General features: G+C 53.2%; 16 protein-coding genes. 2 read left to right on the forward strand and 14 right to left on the reverse strand.

Going from position 1 to position 16,451, the window contains the following annotated elements; genetic code table 11:
* Nucleotides 1-7 precede the first annotated feature (7 nt).
* The 6 genes from BM040_RS01305 to BM040_RS01330 form a co-directional block, all read right to left on the reverse strand.
* Complete coding sequence (locus tag BM040_RS01305; protein WP_092098247.1) at nt 8-937, reverse strand: DnaJ C-terminal domain-containing protein; 930 nt, start codon at nt 935-937, stop codon at nt 8-10.
* A gap of 186 nt (nt 938-1,123) precedes the next feature.
* Nucleotides 1,124-1,747 carry a YqaE/Pmp3 family membrane protein gene (locus BM040_RS22120; protein WP_317040148.1) on the reverse strand — a complete coding sequence of 208 codons (624 nt, stop codon included), beginning with the start codon at nt 1,745-1,747 and terminating at the stop codon, nt 1,124-1,126.
* A 133-nt stretch (nt 1,748-1,880) separates the two neighbouring features.
* The gene (locus BM040_RS01315) at nt 1,881-2,600 is read right to left on the reverse strand and encodes an N-formylglutamate amidohydrolase (RefSeq protein ID WP_092098249.1); all 720 of its coding nucleotides are present in this window, start codon (nt 2,598-2,600) and stop codon (nt 1,881-1,883) included.
* Nucleotides 2,594-3,862 (reverse strand): carboxylate-amine ligase, encoded by a 1,269-nt coding sequence (locus BM040_RS01320; protein ID WP_245756061.1) that lies wholly within the window; start codon nt 3,860-3,862, stop codon nt 2,594-2,596. Before BM040_RS01320 ends, BM040_RS01315 begins: the two co-directional genes overlap by 7 nt.
* On the reverse strand, nt 3,843-5,321 hold the full coding sequence (locus BM040_RS01325; RefSeq protein ID WP_092098251.1) for a RimK family protein: 1,479 nt from the start codon (nt 5,319-5,321) through the stop codon (nt 3,843-3,845). The genes BM040_RS01320 and BM040_RS01325 overlap by 20 nt, the downstream gene beginning before the upstream one ends.
* 3 nt (nt 5,322-5,324) lie before the next feature.
* Nucleotides 5,325-6,077: a peptidase-C39 like family protein gene (locus BM040_RS01330; protein ID WP_245756062.1), complete on the reverse strand. Its 753-nt coding sequence runs from the start codon at nt 6,075-6,077 to the stop codon at nt 5,325-5,327.
* 154 nt (nt 6,078-6,231) lie between these two features.
* On the opposite strand from BM040_RS01330, the gene BM040_RS01335 reads away from it, so the two are divergent.
* Nucleotides 6,232-6,918 (forward strand): MCP four helix bundle domain-containing protein, encoded by a 687-nt coding sequence (locus BM040_RS01335; protein ID WP_092098253.1) that lies wholly within the window; start codon nt 6,232-6,234, stop codon nt 6,916-6,918.
* Nucleotides 6,919-7,030: 112 nt separating this feature from the next.
* On the opposite strand, the gene argH is transcribed toward BM040_RS01335, so the two are convergent.
* The 8 genes from argH to BM040_RS01375 form a co-directional block, all read right to left on the reverse strand.
* The gene (gene argH / locus BM040_RS01340) at nt 7,031-8,365 is read right to left on the reverse strand and encodes an argininosuccinate lyase (RefSeq protein ID WP_092098255.1); all 1,335 of its coding nucleotides are present in this window, start codon (nt 8,363-8,365) and stop codon (nt 7,031-7,033) included.
* A gap of 49 nt (nt 8,366-8,414) precedes the next feature.
* Nucleotides 8,415-9,491: a M20 family metallo-hydrolase gene (locus BM040_RS01345; protein WP_092098259.1), complete on the reverse strand. Its 1,077-nt coding sequence runs from the start codon at nt 9,489-9,491 to the stop codon at nt 8,415-8,417.
* Nucleotides 9,491-10,279 (reverse strand): acetylglutamate kinase, encoded by a 789-nt coding sequence (gene argB, locus BM040_RS01350; protein WP_092098264.1) that lies wholly within the window; start codon nt 10,277-10,279, stop codon nt 9,491-9,493. The genes BM040_RS01345 and argB overlap by 1 nt, the downstream gene beginning before the upstream one ends.
* 140 nt (nt 10,280-10,419) lie before the next feature.
* The gene (locus tag BM040_RS01355) at nt 10,420-11,370 is read right to left on the reverse strand and encodes an N-acetylornithine carbamoyltransferase (protein WP_092098266.1); all 951 of its coding nucleotides are present in this window, start codon (nt 11,368-11,370) and stop codon (nt 10,420-10,422) included.
* On the reverse strand, nt 11,370-12,524 hold the full coding sequence (locus tag BM040_RS01360) for an aspartate aminotransferase family protein (RefSeq protein WP_092098268.1): 1,155 nt from the start codon (nt 12,522-12,524) through the stop codon (nt 11,370-11,372). Before BM040_RS01360 ends, BM040_RS01355 begins: the two co-directional genes overlap by 1 nt.
* Nucleotides 12,525-12,668: 144 nt before the next feature.
* On the reverse strand, nt 12,669-13,673 hold the full coding sequence (gene argC, locus BM040_RS01365; RefSeq protein WP_092098269.1) for an N-acetyl-gamma-glutamyl-phosphate reductase: 1,005 nt from the start codon (nt 13,671-13,673) through the stop codon (nt 12,669-12,671).
* Nucleotides 13,661-14,863: an argininosuccinate synthase gene (locus tag BM040_RS01370; protein ID WP_092098271.1), complete on the reverse strand. Its 1,203-nt coding sequence runs from the start codon at nt 14,861-14,863 to the stop codon at nt 13,661-13,663. The genes argC and BM040_RS01370 overlap by 13 nt, the downstream gene beginning before the upstream one ends.
* A gap of 30 nt (nt 14,864-14,893) precedes the next feature.
* Nucleotides 14,894-15,580 carry a GNAT family N-acetyltransferase gene (locus BM040_RS01375; protein ID WP_245756063.1) on the reverse strand — a complete coding sequence of 229 codons (687 nt, stop codon included), beginning with the start codon at nt 15,578-15,580 and terminating at the stop codon, nt 14,894-14,896.
* Nucleotides 15,581-16,154: 574 nt separating this feature from the next.
* Between BM040_RS01375 and BM040_RS01380 the strand changes: the two genes are divergently transcribed.
* Entirely contained in the window at nt 16,155-16,451 is a 297-nt protein-coding gene (locus BM040_RS01380) for a hypothetical protein (RefSeq protein ID WP_092098273.1), read from the forward strand.

Genomic DNA, 16,451 nt, shown 5'->3' on the forward strand with positions numbered 1-16,451 from the left:
CAAACAATCAGAATGCCCGCGCCTTGCTCAGTTCCCGGAGTCGCTCCAGCAAGTCGCGCTCCTCTGCACTGAGGCTGGTGGGCAGCTTTACCTCTATCTTTACGTAAAGATCGCCGTGTTGGCTGGCATGGCCGTAATGGGGCATCCCTTTCCCGCGCAGGCGCAGTGTTTTGCCGTTCTGGGTTCCGGCCGGAATTTTCAGCCGCACCAGGCCACTCATGGTGGGCACCTGGGCCTCGCCGCCCAGTATGGCAGTGTACATGTCCACGGGTAAGGTGGTGGTCAGGTCGTCTCCGCTGCGCTCAAAATGCGGGTCGGGTAGTACGCGCACGTTGATGTATAAGTCCCCTGCCGTGCCTCCGCCTGGTGCCGGTGCTCCCTTGCCCTTGATGCGCAGCACCTGTCCGTCCGAAACGCCGGGCTTTGTGGTGATGCGCAGCTGCTGCTCGTTTACATTTAAAAGGCGGCTAGTTCCGGCATAAGCCTCCTGCAGGCTTATCTCCATATCGGCCTGGTAGTCCTGGCCTTTTGCGGGCCTATGCCCCCCAAAGCCTCCACGCGACCCGCCCCCAAAAAACTGCTCAAAGAAATCGGAGAAGCCGCTGCCACCTCCACCACTGCCAAAGATATCGCTGAAGTCGCCTTGATAGCCGCGGAACCCACCGCCGGGTTGACCGCCGTAGTACTGGCCACCTGCCCCGCCCTGCTGAAACTGCCGCCAGTTTGCTCCCAGCTGGTCGTACTGCTTGCGCTTCTCCTCATCGCCCAGCACCTCATAAGCCTCGCTCACGTCCTTAAACTTCTCCTCCGCCTCTTTGTCGCCTTTGTTTTTGTCCGGGTGATATTTCTTGGCTAAAGCACGGTAGGCCTTCTTTATCTCTGCCTGCGGTGCTTTCTTGTCAACGCCCAAGATTTTATAATAGTCCTTGTAATCCATACTTCTCAGAGTTTCTATTTCATACGTTTCTCACTAAGGCAGTTGTTTTCCGGCAGTTCCCTGAACAGAAAGCTATACTTGTATGATAGTTAAAGTCATACTTATAGCCTGCTCCGGAACCGGCAGAACGAAAGAAGCACCGTTCTCACGGTGCTTCTCCTATTGTTGCTATACTAACAAATCTCGTTAGATCGTGTCCGTTACTACCAAGAGTGCGTGTATAATACCAGGTATAAAGAACAGGAGCGTCAGGATGATGTTGATCCAGAACGAAGTACCGATGCCATCGTGCAGGAATACAGCCAGCGGCGGAAGTATAACTGCCAGGATGATCTCTACTACGGAGGTACGTGAGCCACTCTGGCGCATCATCTCCTTCACTTCTTTCTTCAGCTCTTTCTTCTCGGCCTTGGTCATGTCCGCCAGGCGCTCTTTGGCAAGGGCTAGTGCCTCGGCCTCAACAGAGGTCATCTCGCGCTCTTCCAGTTTCACTTCTTCCTTAACGGCTGGTGCTTTTACCACAGCTGCAGATTTGCGTGGGGCCACAGCAGGCTCGGCTTTAACACTTGCTTCCAGCACAGGCTCTGCAGCAGGTGCAGTGGTTTCCGTTTCAGTAGCCATGGCCATTGCCAGGGATGGGGTAAGGTCTTCCACTTCCTCCACCTGAGGGGCTGGTTTGGCTTTTACAGGAGTGTTATAGGCCTCTGGTTTGGCCGGCGAAAATTTATAGTATTCTGTTGAGTTACAGGAGAAGAGGAATTGCCCTAGTGCCAGTACCACAACTAAATGAAGTAGATTCTTAATTCTCATAGTTTTTCCTTAAAGTTAAAAGTATGTATGCTGTTAATGAAACCTACACGTGCACAGGGAGTTGCTGCACCTGTAGGCAGATGCTAGTTTAAATACTACAAATGAAGATATTTTGTTTTCCTAATACACAAATTTAATCATTATCTCCATTCGTTTTATACTTTGCCTGCACTAGCTTCAGGCTTTGTTTTACGGATCGCTGCAGCTGCTTCCACTTTTCCCCGCCCTCCAGCGGGAACTTCTGGTTCACCTCCAGTTCGATACCAATGTACTGCCGGTCAGTAAATTTACGGCGTAAGTAAGTCGGAAAGCCATCGGAAACCCCTAAGTAGGGGTAGTTAAACCGCACCACCAGCTCAGGCTGCTGCTCGCGGAAGGCCTCTTTCCAGTCGCGGCAAAAATTACGCTCTCCCACCCGCTTCGGATCGTAGAGCAAGCCGATGTCCGCCTGCCGTTCCTCCCCGTCCAGCACGGGCGTAAAGCTGTGCACGGAGACATGGAGCACCTGGTGCCCCACCATCACCAGATCATGTATCAGCTCCTCCACGCGCTCCCGGTACGGATGGTAATGCTCCTTCAGGATCTTTTCCTGTTCCGGCTGGGGCAGCTTCCTGGTTATTTCCGAGAAGAGGTTCCGGTGGTGCAACGAGCGGTTCAGCTCCACGAGTAACCTTGAGGTAGTAGCGTAAAATGTTTTATCAGCTAAATCGGTTAAGTTTTCTAACAGCTCCTGTGCGCCTATGTCATATCCTCTGTGCGATTGCAGGAGTTCTCTCGCATCGGTAAACAATCCTGCGTGTGCCGGCGGAATCTCGTTGCCGCCGTGCTCGCAGGTAATAAGGGTTTTCAGCATGGTTCATTTTGTAAAAATACGCCCCCTTTCTGCAGGCATACCGCCAACTGCTGGTATACTTCCCGGATCTTCTCTTCCGTGGGCGCAGTGCCCAGGGCCGTCAGAATCCGCTTGGAAAGGTTGCCACGGGAAACAATAATATTTAAAGCGTTTGCCACCTCCGGCTGCTCATCCAGCGAGATAACGTCCTGCACCAGGTGCTTCCACAGCTCCCCTACAGTGCAATCCTCACTACAGTCGTAGCCAAAAAGGCGGATGTAATCCTTATCGGCAAGTATGGCCTCCTGGCCTTTGGCAATTACTTCTAAAAGTATAGCCGAGAGACGGTCTTCGTGCCAGGACTTGAGCTCCTGCAGCGGCACCCAACGCTCCGCGATCAGCGCCTGTAAGACCATTACAATGGCCTGAAGTATAGCTAAGTCGGCCAAGGGGCTTTCCTGAATGTCCAGCAGGCGCACTTCGATGGTGTTGCGCTCGAAGCGGGCTATGGCACCACGAGAGTTAAGGAACTCCTCCTGCAGCGTGCCGTCCGGGTCGTAGGGAGCCACTTCGCGGTACATGGGCTGCAGCACCTGCTGCTCATAAGCTGCATAGGAAAACACTGCCTCGGGCACCACCTTGCCTGTTATGCTGGGGATTTTCTGCTGGTTCTTCCGGTATACTTCCAGGCGCGTGTCCGTAAGGCCGGTTATGGCCCCATCCAGAATAGGCGTGGAGGCGCTGAGGGCCGGCATGATGGGCAACAGCACCCGAATGGCTGCGTGCAACTTCTCGAACTCGGCGTCATCGTAGAAAGGTAGGTTCAGGTGCGTGCTCTGCAGGTTAGCCCAGCCATGGCCCCGGCAATCGAAAATGCGGTTATAGGCCTCGTATACGGCATTATGCTCGTGCGGCCACAGCTTTGTTTCTGTAAAAGGGTTCATGAGCGGATGCGCCCCGGTGGGCAGCAGCATGGCATTATACTTGGAAAGCATGCTGTTGATCTTCTGCACATGCTTCTGAAACTTCTCCTGCAGGTTCACCAGGCTTTTCACCGGTCCCTGCGTCTTTAGCTCCACCACGTGCAGCACCAGCTCGTTGCTCCAGGCGATATCCCCGAACTCCACATCCGAAAGATATTCTCCCACCTCGTCGTAAATCAACTTATCGGTAATGGGCAGCACCTGCAGCGTGTCGTGCTGCACGATCATGTACTCCAGCTCCACCCCAAATCCCTCGAAGAGGTGCAGCGGCTTTTTCGGTTTATCCATCGGTTCTGCCATTTCCGTTTTTGTGGTTGTCGATGCGTTGCTTTATAGATTTGATGATGGACGCGTAAAGCTCCTTTTTAAGGATTTTGTCCTCTACCCCGGCGTCTATACTTGGGTTGTCGTTTACTTCGATCACGTAGGCTTTCCCGTCGATTTCCTTCAAATCTACCCCGTAGAGGCCGTTGCCGATCAGGTTGGCTGCTTTCAGGGCTGTGTGGAGCACATGAAAAGGCACCTGCTCAAACGGGATTACCTCGCCGTCCCCTTCCTCGTCCTGCTTTCGTTTGCCGTTCCAGTTATAGATCTGCCAGTGCCCTTTGGCCATGTAGTACTTGCAGGCATAGAGCGGCTGCTTGTCCAGCACGCCAATGCGCCAGTCAAACTCGGTGGGGGTATACTCCTGCCCGATGATAAGCTCGGAGGTCTCCAGCATTTTATCGAGTTCCTGCTGCAGCTCCTCCCCGTCCTTGGCCTTCACCACACCTTGCGAAAAAGAGCTGTCAGGCAGCTTCAGCACGCAGGGCAATCCCAGCTCCTTCACCACCTCCTGCCGGTTATCCTTGTGGATGATCATCGTTTTGGGAACAGGAACCTTGGCTTTTGCCAGCAGCTCGGCCAGGTATACTTTGTTCGTGCACCGAAGTATGGAAACCGGATCATCGATCACCACCAACCCATCGGCATAGGCCTTGCGGGCAAAGCGGTAGGTATGGTGGTTCACGGCAGTTGTCTCCCGGATAAAGAGCGCATCGAACTCGGGCAGACGGCGGTAATCATCTTTGGTGATGAGCTCAGTGTAAAAGCCCTGGCACTCGGCGGCCTCCACAAAATGCTGAATGGCCTTCTCGTTCGAGGGCGGCGCTTTCTCCTGCGGGTCCACCAGGATGGCCAAATCGTAAGCCTTGCGGTTGATGCGGGCACCTGAGAAGCGCTGGCGGGCAAAGTATGACTTGGCAAAGTTCTTAAGGTACTTGCGGTGATCCTCCTGCACATCATTAATAGGCACCTGCGAGATGCTTTGCAGCACCCAATTGTCTTTGTACACAAACTGCGCGCGCAGCAATGGCGCCTGGAAGTGGTCGTGCAAAGCCTTGCACAGCTTTTCATACTTCTGCGCCAGGTTCTGCCCAAAGTATATACTCAGGGTAAAGCTCGTTGATTTGAGCCCTGCCAGGCTTTTCTGGATCAGGTCCTCCATTTCTACGGTGATGGCCCGCACGATGGTCGGGCTCTTGAGATCCTGCATCGTGGTAACGCTTGGGATGGGCTTGTGGCCCCGCGCCTCGGCCAGCAGCGACACATAGTAGCCGGCACTCTGGTAGCGGTGCGAGCGGCACAGGTTAAAGATACGCGCGCTGCGGATGTCGGTGTAAGTAGGGTTGGTAAGGTATGTCTGGGCGTCGACCACCTCTGTATCCTCAATCGCCTCCTCCCAATCTTTGGGGTAGTCGACAATAATTATTTTTCGCATGGTTTAATCTTCGAGCGGTTCATAGTGTGCCGGCAGTATGGCCAGCAGGTTAGCGTCGTAAGTGGCCATTCCCAGCATAATGGAATTGACCAGGTGGGTGCCTTTTACTTCGTAATAGTTGTCGCCAAAGTATGGGTTCTCGCGGTAGGGGTCGGCCACTACAATACTTTTCTGATCCTCCCCGAAACCGCACAGCACCACAAAATGCCCCATCGGGTAGCCCTGCACGTCGTCATAAACAGAGTTTCCGTGCTCATCGGCATACTCGCGGGAGCTTTGGTAGAGGTAGGTGGCACTCAGGCCCGTCAGGAGCGGGATGTCGGCGTCAAAGTATTTCTTTAGCAGCTGCTTGTTAAGGTCCCGGCAGCGCAACTCGCCGCCCAGCCGCAGAAACTCAATGTAGGCCTGCGTGGCCCGGTGCAGTTTGGGGCTCTTTTTATACTTTAGCTGCTCCTCCAGTTTCAGAATAACCTCTTCGTTGGTCAACCCGATCCAGGTGGGGTCAAACACGAACATGTTGTAAGTATAAATCCGGGCCCGGTAGCCGCGCTTAAGTGCATGGCAGGCCAATAATACCTCCAGCGTCCCCCCCTCATCCAGCGACGGCACCTCCTTGATGACATCGCTGAGCGAAATTGGATCTTTAAAATACCGGTAAACCGCATGCAGGCTGGTTGGGCCGCAGGTCGAGTCGTCGGGTTGTGTGTGGATTTTTATCGGGATCACTGAATATTCATCTGCCTTAGAATGGTACAACAACGTGTTGTTATACGCTGCAGCAGGCAAAAGTTTTAATACATAAGCAAGATATTTCGTGCTAAAGTTTAGCTGTCCGGAATCAATCTAAAGGAAACGAAGTTGGGAAAACAGGGAGAAATGATTACCTTAAATTGCACAAGTATCTGATACTATGAGTTGGAGCTTCAGAATAGGAAACCGAAACCGCATTGCACTGGCGCTTAGCTTTGTTTTCCTGATCATCATGGCCGCAAATTGGTTTGTGAGCTATAGCATGACCAAGGTGAGCGGGCAATTTAAATCAGTATATGCTGACAGGCTGGTGCCGGCGCTGGACATCTCGACGATGCAGGAGCGCTACTACCAGAATCGCCTGCTGCTGGAGGAGCATTTGCTGGCCACCACTGCAGCGGAAGAGCAGCGCATTTTGCAGGAGATGGGCGAGAACGAGGCAGACCTGGACTCCCTGCTACAGAAGTTCCGGGCCACCTACCTGACCACGCAGGAGAACAGTGACCTGCAGGATTACCTACAGGCCGGGAAAGATTACGCCAAGACCCAGCAAGCTATACTTGAAGTGAGCCAGTCCGGCGACAAACCGGCAGCCTTGGCTATGTTCCGCCAGGAAGGCATGGCTTCGTTCCAGGAACTGCTGAAGCCCCTGCATGCGCTAAGCCAGCTTCAGGAGAAGGTGGGGCATGAGTTGTATGAGGACGCCGAACGGCAGATGACGTCGCTGAAGGTGCTCTCTTACCTGGTGATTGCTATGGCCGTTATACTTGCCTTACTGGTGGGTACGCTGCTGCAGTCTTCCAGAAAGATAAATAATATTAAGCCACAGAAGTATCATCTGAATTAACTAAAGGATGGGGCGGCGGTAAAAAGCATGTAGCCGGAAGTATAAAAGCCATTAAGCATAACTTTAGGAAAGTATGCTTAATGGCTTTACTTATACTGAGATGCAGTAGTTCTTATTCAGCTGTCAGTTTAGCATAAGCCTGCTGCACACGCTCAAAGTTAAAGGCCTGTAGCAACTGGTTCATCTGCTCAGCAACCTTATCGTTGCAAAGGTTACCGATGCTGCCTTCGTGGGTATGGATGGCTTCGGCCGGGGCCTCAAACGTGCCCGCTTCTATACTTTCTCCCACCGCTTTGTAGGCATCCCGGAACGGCATGCCCTGCAGCACCAGCTCGTTCACAGCATCCACGCTGAAGAGGTATTTATACTTCTCGTCCTTCAAAATTTCTTCCTTCACCAGCAATTGCTCGGCCATGTAAGCCATCATCTGCAGACAGCTCTTTAGCTCCTGGAAGGCCGGGAACAAGCTCTCTTTGAGCAACTGCATTTCGCGGTGGTAGCCGGAAGGCAGGTTGATGAGCAGCATGCTGATGTCGGTGGGCAGGGCCTGCAGCTTGTTGCATTTGCCACGCAGCAGCTCGAACACATCCGGGTTCTTTTTGTGCGGCATGATGCTGGAGCCGGTTGTCAGGTGGTCGGGCAGCGTCACAAAGCCAAAGTTCTGACTCATGTACAGGCACAGGTCCATGCTCATGCGGGCTAAGGTTGCCGCCACTGCTGCCAGGGCCACCGCCACGGTGCGCTCTGTTTTGCCACGGCCCATTTGGGCATACACCACGTTGTAGTTCATACTTTCAAAACCCAGCAAATCGGTCGTCAGCTGGCGATTGAGCGGGAAAGACGAACCGTAGCCGGCAGCGGAGCCCAGCGGGTTTTTATCCGCAATTTTATAGGCAGCCAGCAGCAGCTGCATGTCATCTACCAAACTCTCGGCATAGGCGCCAAACCACAGGCCAAACGAAGAGGGCATAGCCACCTGCAGGTGCGTGTAGCCTGGCAGCAGTACGTGTTTATACTTCTCGCTTTGGGCCTGCAGCACTTCAAATAAGCCCTGCACCTCCTGCACCACCTCCTGCAACTGGTGGCGGAAGTATAACTTGAGGTCTACCAGCACCTGGTCGTTACGCGAGCGGCCGCTGTGTACCTTTTTGCCCGCCTCTCCCACTCTTCTGGTCAGCTCCAACTCCACCTGAGAGTGGATGTCCTCCACCCCTGGCTCAATGGCAAAATCACCGGCCTCTATACTTTTGTAGATGTTTTTCAGCTCTGCCTGCAGCACCTGTAATTCCTCGGCCGTAAGCAAGCCTATACTTTGCAGCATCTGCGTGTGCGCCAAGGAGCCCAGCACGTCAAAGCGCGCCAGTTCCATATCCAGTTCTGCATCGCGGCCAACGGTGAATTTTTCTATCTCAGCAGCTACAGCCGTATTCTTTTGCCAGAGTTTCATGTTTTAATTTTGATTGAGTGAATGAGTGGATGAGTGAATTGGGGCAGATTTACACTTTGTCAACGATAACGTTCTCCAGCAGCTCAATGTAGAGCCTAATGCCTTCCTCTATCTCGTGGAGGTAGATGTACTCGTCGGCCATATGCGAGCGACCGGAGAAGCCTGGTCCCATTTTAAGCGACGGAATAGGCAGCAAGGCTTGGTCAGAGGTCGTAGGCGAACCATAGGTCCTTCGGCCCATGTTGATGCCTGCTTGCACGAGCGGATGCTCCAGTGGGATGCTGGAAGGCCTTAGGCGCATAGAGCGCGGCTTTACCTCTGCTTTTACGTTTTGCTGTATCGTTTCCAACACTTCCTCCATCGTATAGGCATCGGTCAGGCGCACGTCTACGGTAAAGGAGCAGGTATCGGGTACGACGTTGTGCTGTGTGCCGGCCTGTACAACCGTAACGCTCATCTTTACCGGGCCCAGGTGCTCAGATACCTTCGGGAACGTATAGCTTTGAAACCACTGGATATCCGGCAGCGCCTCGTAAATGGCATTGATGCCTTCTTCCCGGGCGGCGTGTCCGGCTTTGCCGCGGGCTGTGCAGTCAAGCACCATCAGTCCTTTCTCGGCAACAGCAAGGTGCATTTCAGTAGGTTCGCCCACTATGGCTACCTCCAGCTCGCCCAGTTGTGGAAGTATACTTTCAATGCCGTTTCGCCCGCTGATTTCCTCCTCTGCGGTGGCTGCCATTACCAGGTTATACTTCAGGTCCTGCCGCTCATAAAAGTATAAAAACGTCGCTATCAGCGACACCAGGCAGCCACCGGCATCGTTGCTCCCCAGACCAAAAAGTTTGCCGTCTTCTATACTTGCCTCAAACGGATTACGGGTATAGCCGGCGTTGGGCTTTACCGTGTCGTGGTGCGAGTTGAGGAGCAGCGTAGGCAACTCCGGCTTATAGTGCTTATTGAAGGCCCATACGTTATGTTGCTGCTGATGAACTTCTTCTACCCCGTTTGTTTTTAGAAAATCTACCAGCAACGCGGCTGTTTTATCTTCCTCTTTGCTTAAAGAAGGGGTCTGGATGAGTTGCTGCAGCAGCTCCACAGCTTGTATGTATAATTCCTGCTGCTCCATTAGTTCAGGCTGATGGTCGTGCCGCTGTAGTGGGCTGTGTTTATACTTGTCAAAGCCTCGGCCTCACAAATTAATACCTGCGCCACCCCCTGCTGCAGCGCGGCAAAGGCATTGTCCAGTTTCGGAATCATGCCGGCATTTACTACGCCTTCCTCCTTCAGCGTTTTATACTTTTCTGTATGGATGTGGGAGATAACAGAGGTGTCATCCTCGGCATTTTGCAGCACGCCTTTTTTCTCGAAACAGTACACTAACTGCACCTTATACTTTGGTGCCAGCGCCGTGGCCAGTACCGAGGCAATGGTATCGGCATTGGTGTTGAGCATGTTGCCTTGCGTGTCGTGCGTGAGTGGCGCGAAGACAGGCGTAAGCCTAGCCTCTACAATCGCCTCCAGCGCAGTCACATTTATACTTTCCGGACCAGCCACATCACCCACAAATCCATAATCCACCGTTTTGACAGGCCTCTTGGTAGCCGGCATGATGTTGCCATCCGCGCCGGTAAGACCAATGGCGTTGCAGCCAAGCGCCTGCAGTTTAGCCACCACCTGCTTGTTCACCAATCCGCCATACACCATGGTTACCAATTCCAACGTTTCAGCATCCGTAATGCGGCGACCCTCCACCATTTTTGGGGTAATACCTAACCGCTGGCCAAAGGCAGAAGCAATTTTGCCCCCACCATGCACCAGTAGTTTCGGTCCCGGCAATTGGGCAAAATCACTTAAAAACGACTGCAGACGCTCCGGATTATCCAGGATGTTGCCGCCTATTTTTACTATAATCATTTGATCTGTGACAAAGGACAATTTGACAAAGGACAAAGGACGGATGAAGATGACAAAAGAACTTGTGACAAAGAATAAAAGACAGCCATTTAGATTAGATTGATTGGTCTTTTGTCACAAGTTCCTTTGTCATTTGTCAATTACATCGCTTCTAGCATGCGCTTGAGCACGGCTTGGGCAGCGTAGGTGCGGTTATTGGCTTGCTCCAGCACCAGTGAGTTCGGTCCGTCCAGTATTTCGTCGCTCAGCTCCACGTTGCGGCGCACCGGCAGGCAGTGCATCACCTTGGCGTTGTTGGTCGCCTGCAGCTTCTCGTTAGTCAGCATCCAGCCCTCCCCGTCCGTCAGCACTTTGCCGTACTCTGTGTAGCTCGACCAGTTCTTCACGTACACGAAATCCGCGCCCTGCAACGCCTCCTGCTGGTCCATCGTCACCGTGGCGTTTTTGGTGAACTCCTCAGCCAGCTCGTAGCCTTCCGGATGCGTAATCACCAGCTCCACGTCGGCCTGGCCCATCCACTCGGCAAAGGAATTGGCAACGCATTGCGGGATTGGCTTGATGTGCGGCGCCCAGCTCAGCACTACTTTCGGGCGCTTGCCAGCAACGGCGTTTTCTTTAATCGTCAGCAAGTCTGCCAGGCTTTGCAGCGGGTGGCGCGTAGCCGACTCCAGGCTCACGATTGGCTTTTTAGTGTACTGGATAAACTGGTTTAGCAGTTCCTCGTTGTAGTCCTCGTCGCGGTTCTGCAGCTTCGGGAACGAACGGATGCCGATGATATCGCAGTACTGGCCCATTACGGCCGCAGCCTCTTTGATGTGCTCCACTGTGGTGCCGTTCATGATGGCGCCCTCCTGCGTCTCCAGTGCCCAACCTTCTTTATCCAGGTTCATCACAATCACGTTCATGCCCAGGTTCTGGCCGGCTTTCTGCGTGCTCAGGCGCGTGCGCAGGCTCGGGTTCAGAAAAATCAACCCCAGCGTCTTGTTCTCGCCGAGGGTTTTATACTTGTAAGGATTCGCTTTCAGGTGCTGCGCCTCCTGTACCAGTTGGTTTAGGTCGGCTACATCGTGCACAGAAGTATATTTTTTCATTAGATAGATTGCGGTTCAGTTTGGTAAAGGATGGCCTCGAAAGCCTGCAGGAATTTCTCTACTTCGCGGGCGCCAATGCACAGCGGCGGCAACAGGCGCAGCGTGTTTTTGTCGGATGAGGAACCTGTAAAGATCTGGTACTCCTCCAGCAGCTGCTTGCGGATCGGGGCGCATGGTTTATCCAACTCCACCCCAATCATCAGCCCCTGGCCACGTACGTCCTTCACGCCTGGCAACTGGCGCAGGGCGTTCATCAGGCGCTGCCCTATTTGCTGGGCATTCTCCGTCAGGTTTTCCTCCTTTATCACCTCCAACACGGCTAGGGCCGCGGCACAAGCCAGGTAGTTTCCGCCAAAGGTGGTGCCCAACATGCCATGGCGGGACTCTATATCCGGATGTATCAACACACCAGCTACCGGGAAACCATTGCCCATGCCCTTGGCCATCGTAATCAGGTGGGGCTTTATGTCGGCATGCTGATGGGCAAAGAACTTGCCCGAGCGGCCGTAGCCAGACTGCACCTCGTCAAGTATAAGCAGGGCACCCACTTTCTCACAGCCAGCGGCCAGCGTTTTCAGGAAAGCAGGTCCCGGCAACTGAACGCCGCCTACTCCTTGAATTCCTTCCACGATCACAGCGGCCAGATCTGAGCCATGTTCCTGTAGCGCCTGGGCAAAGGCAGCTACATCGTTCAGAGGCAGAAATATGATGTTATCCGTTTGGTTGATGGGCGCCTGAATTTTGGTGTCATCGGTGGCAGCCACGGCAGCTGAGGTACGGCCATGGAAGGCGCCCTTGAAGGCGATGACTTTTTTGCGGCCTGTTTGGAAAGAAGCCAGCTTCAGGGCATTCTCGTTTGCCTCGGCACCCGAGTTGCACAGAAAAAGGCTGTAGTCTTCATAGCCGCTCAGTTCACCCAGTTTATCAGCAAGTTCCTGCTGCATGGGCATCTGAACCGAGTTGGAGTAAAAGCCGATATCGTATAGCTGGCGCGCGATGCGCTTCACATAATGGGGATGGCTATGACCGATGGAGATAACGGCATGACCGCCGTACAGGTCGAGGTAGCGCTTGCCTTTGTCGTCCCAAACGTAGGCACCCTGGGCACGAACGGGCGTGATATCAAAGAGCGGATAAACATCGAAAAGATTCATGCTGTAAGGTATGGTTTAGAGGTAGGAGGTTAAACAATAAAGGAAATACTCGACGTACATAGCTGAATTGCTAAATGGTTGTAATGTTAAATTGGTGTCCGTTGCCCGAATTGGACAACGAACAATGCATAACGATTAACGAAATCAGAAAGCTGATGCTTTCAGTCTCAGTCCGGCCTGCTCGTCCAGCCCGAACATCAGGTTCATGTTCTGCACGGCCTGGCCCGAAGCGCCTTTTAGCAGGTTATCAATCAGGCTGGTGATGACCAGATACTCACCCTGCTTTTGCACGTGCAGCAGGCATTTGTTTGTATTCACTACCTGCTTCAGGTCCGGTGTGCTTTTGCTGATGCTCACAAACGGGTGTCCGTCGTAATAGTTGGCAAATAATGCCTCCGCCTCTGCCTGATCCAGGTTACAGCGGGTGTAGCTGGTGCACAGGATGCCCCGGGTAAACGGCCCGCGGTAGGGCACGAAGTTTATACTTGGCAGTTCGCTTGGCTGGATGCCCAGCAGCGTGCGGCGAATCTCGTGCATGTGCTGGTGGTTGAGAACTTTATAGTTGGAGATGTTGCCGCTGCGCCAGCTGTAGTGCGAGGTGGCGCTCAAACTCTGCCCAGCACCGGTACTACCCGTAATGCCGCTTACCTGCACCTCTTCTGTCAGTAGGTTCTGCTCGGCCAGGGGCAGGAGCGCCAGCTGAATGGCGGTAGCAAAGCAACCCGGGTTGGCTATGTTCTGCGCCTCCTGGATGGCATTGCGCTGTAGTTCCGGCAAGCCGTATATAAAGTCTCTCCCACAACCACTTACAATATTTTCCTTAAAGCTTTCATTCCAACGAAAATCCTGGCTCAGGTCGATGATTTTTATACTTGTCGGCAGCTGTGCATCCTCTAAGAATTTCTTCGCAGCTCCGTGCCCTACGCACAGAAACAACACATCCACGTCCTGCTGCAGCGCGTCGGTAAAGTATAAATCCGTATCGCCAAGCAGGTCGCTGTGGGTGTCGTACACGGGTTTGCCGGCCTGGCTGTTACTGTGTACAAAGGCTATCTCTACGTTTGGGTGGTTGAGGAGCAGGCGCAGCAGCTCGCCGCCGGTATACCCTGCGCCGCCCACAATGCCTGCTTTTATACTTAGTCCGCCCATTCTGCTGTGTTGTTTACCGTATGATACATCTTGGTCTGGTTGCCGAAAATCTTGGCAAAGCCCTTCACGTCGTCAGACGTCCAGGCGCGGTTCATTTCGCCGTAGCTGCCGAACTTGTCGCTCATCAGATCGTGCGCGCTCTCGATGCCCTGTACCTGGAAGTGGTACGGCGCCAGTTGCACAAACACTTTGCCCGTTACGTTCTGCTGCGTGCTCTCCAGGAAAGCCTCGATGTCGCGCATCGTCGGGTCGAGCAGTTGGCCCTCATGCAGCCAGTTGCCGTACCAGGCCGAAAGCTGGTCTTTCCAGTACAGCTGCCACTTGGTCAGCACGTGCTTCTCCAGCAGGTGGTGCGCCTTGATGATGACCATCGGTGCAGCTGCCTCGAAGCCCACACGGCCCTTGATGCCGATGATGGTATCGCCTACGTGGATGTCGCGGCCAATGGCAAAGGGCGCGGCCAGCTCCTGCAGATGCTGGATGGCCTGTACCGGATGCTCAAATATTTGCTCGTTTATGCCTTTCAGTTCGCCTTTCTCAAAGTATAAAGTCACGTGCTCCGGCTCAGTTTTGCTTAGCTGCGTAGGGTACGCCTCTTCGGGCAGCGGGAGGTGCGAAGTCAAGGTTTCCTTGCCACCTACCGATGTTCCCCAGATGCCTTTGTTGATAGAGTACTGCGCCTTCTGAAAGTCCATCTCCACGCCGTGCTCTTTCAGGTAGGTGATCTCTTCCTCGCGCGAAAGGCGCTTGTCGCGGATCGGGGTGATGATCTCCACCTCCGGGATCAGGGCCTGGAACACCATGTCGAAACGAACCTGGTCGTTGCCGGCGCCGGTGCTGCCGTGTGCCACGTAATCGGCTCCTACGGCTTTGGCGTGGTTCGCAATAGCAATGGCCTGTGTTACGCGCTCAGCGCTCACGCTCAGCGGGTAGGTGTTGTTCTTCAGGATATTACCGAAAACCAGGTAGCGGATGCAGCTGTTGTAGAAGTGCTCCGTCTCGTTCAGGTGGGTGTGTTGTTTTACGCCCATCGCATAGGCCCTGCGCTCTATCTCCTTCAGTTCTTCTTCCGAAAAACCGCCTGTGTCTACAATGGCTGAGTATACTTCCAGGCCGAGCTCCTGTGCTAGGTAAATGGCGCAGTAAGAGGTGTCGAGGCCGCCGCTAAAGGCTAAAACTACTTTCTTCATGTTCTTTTTTATACTTGCTGATGATGCGAATTATACTTTTACACGATTCATTTCGGGTGTATTGCACCCAGGCTGCTGGCCCGGCTTCTGACGGTGGCGCAGCCAGCGCTCGTTCACGCTGCTCTGTTTCGGTGCGGGCTGCTTCTCCACCACCGGAAGGGCAATATAGTCCTTTTCCTTGGTAGGGTCGTAGAGCATGGCCGTGCAGAGGCAGTTTGTGCGGTTCTTGCTTTGCAGGATTTCGAAGTTTACGCAGCTGCGGCAGCCTTTCCAGAACTCCTCGTCATCAGTTAATTCTGAGTAAGTTACCGGCGTGTAGCCCAGGCTGGAGTTAATGCGCATTACCGCCAAAGCCGTAGTCAGGCCAAAAATTTTGGCGTCAGGATATTTGGTGCGCGACAGCTCGAAAATCTTCTGCTTAATCCGGCGCGCCAGCCCGCTCTTGCGCAGCTCCGGCGACACGATAAGGCCTGAGTTTGCCACATACTTGCCATGGCCCCAGGTCTCGATGTAGCAGAACCCAGCCCAGGTACCATCAGGGTGCAGCGCGATGACGGCCTTGCCTTCCAGCATTTTCTGGGCAATATAGTCCGGGGAGCGTTTGGCAATACCGGTTCCGCGTGCCTTAGCCGAAGACTCCATCTCGTTACAGATCTGCAACGCATAGATAATATGTTGCCCTTGGGCAACCGTCACGATGAATTCAGGTTGGTCCATTGTCAGAAAAGTATAGCAGTGCTAAAGCACGGCTAAAATCAGCTTTAAAAATTTACCGGAAAAAGTATGAATGCAGCGAAACAGCAGCACAGGCCAAGGCCGGACAGCTATCAATCGTATTGCAATAAATAAATGGGTGGAAGATGACTACCGCATAGGAAGTCAGAAAAGCTGCAGGCTACCGCCTGTAACGGACCGCTGGAATAGAAGTCCTCAAAACTACCCTCGGTGAAAGGGTAGAAAAAGCCGCACACTCCGTGGCTGGTGTATGTTTTACCATGCAAGATGATAAAAGCGCCTTTTTTTTCATTTTAGTTGTCTAAAGAAAAAATGGGTTTTTGTGTTATACCCTTGTTTGCAACACAAAGGTTTCGCAATAGAAATGTATTTTGCAACATATTAATTCATTCTGTTTAATAAATTATGCGATTTGACGGTAAAATTATACTCGGGGCTTCCTCAAGTTCAAATCCCGACAGTAGTTATACCTAACCAAGCCAAAAGTAACCCGAATTTAGTAACTTGCGTGCCTTTGGGCCTCTCCGTTGGTGGGGCGCATTTATACTTTCTTGGCATGAAAAACCTCTCGATCAGAGTTATCATCGGCATCCTTTTTTCCGTGGTCGGCCTGGTGTCCCTGTTTTTTTCAAGCGACGCCCTGATGGCGGCTATCTGGCTCAGCTTTGGCAACGGGCTTATACTTTCTGACCTGCGCCTGACGGGCGTGGATGAGCAGGGAAATCAATTTGTAAAGCCCATTCCCCGGGTGCGGACCTATGTGGCCATTATGCTCATTGTGTTTGCGGTACTGTTGCTCTTGCTGCAGATCTTCATGGACACGCAACAGGTGGGAGGCGGCGCGGCACAGTAA

Source organism: Pontibacter chinhatensis (genome assembly GCF_900113285.1).
GTDB classification, from domain to species: Bacteria; Bacteroidota; Bacteroidia; order Cytophagales; family Hymenobacteraceae; genus Pontibacter; species Pontibacter chinhatensis.

Coding starts and splice junctions, on each gene's coding strand:
- BM040_RS01335 (WP_092098253.1), top strand. CDS start 6,232: ATGAGTTGGAGCTTCAGAATAGGAAACCGAAACCGCATTGCACTGGCG.
- argC (WP_092098269.1), bottom strand. CDS start 13,673: ATGGGCGGACTAAGTATAAAAGCAGGCATTGTGGGCGGCGCAGGGTAT.
- BM040_RS01320 (WP_245756061.1), bottom strand. CDS start 3,862: ATGGCAGAACCGATGGATAAACCGAAAAAGCCGCTGCACCTCTTCGAG.
- BM040_RS22120 (WP_317040148.1), bottom strand. CDS start 1,747: ATGAGAATTAAGAATCTACTTCATTTAGTTGTGGTACTGGCACTAGGG.
- BM040_RS01355 (WP_092098266.1), bottom strand. CDS start 11,370: ATGAAAAAATATACTTCTGTGCACGATGTAGCCGACCTAAACCAACTG.
- BM040_RS01380 (WP_092098273.1), top strand. CDS start 16,155: ATGAAAAACCTCTCGATCAGAGTTATCATCGGCATCCTTTTTTCCGTG.
- BM040_RS01325 (WP_092098251.1), bottom strand. CDS start 5,321: ATGCGAAAAATAATTATTGTCGACTACCCCAAAGATTGGGAGGAGGCG.
- BM040_RS01370 (WP_092098271.1), bottom strand. CDS start 14,863: ATGAAGAAAGTAGTTTTAGCCTTTAGCGGCGGCCTCGACACCTCTTAC.
- argB (WP_092098264.1), bottom strand. CDS start 10,279: ATGATTATAGTAAAAATAGGCGGCAACATCCTGGATAATCCGGAGCGT.
- argH (WP_092098255.1), bottom strand. CDS start 8,365: ATGAAACTCTGGCAAAAGAATACGGCTGTAGCTGCTGAGATAGAAAAA.
- BM040_RS01375 (WP_245756063.1), bottom strand. CDS start 15,580: ATGGACCAACCTGAATTCATCGTGACGGTTGCCCAAGGGCAACATATT.
- BM040_RS01315 (WP_092098249.1), bottom strand. CDS start 2,600: ATGCTGAAAACCCTTATTACCTGCGAGCACGGCGGCAACGAGATTCCG.
- BM040_RS01345 (WP_092098259.1), bottom strand. CDS start 9,491: ATGGAGCAGCAGGAATTATACATACAAGCTGTGGAGCTGCTGCAGCAA.
- BM040_RS01360 (WP_092098268.1), bottom strand. CDS start 12,524: ATGAATCTTTTCGATGTTTATCCGCTCTTTGATATCACGCCCGTTCGT.
- BM040_RS01305 (WP_092098247.1), bottom strand. CDS start 937: ATGGATTACAAGGACTATTATAAAATCTTGGGCGTTGACAAGAAAGCA.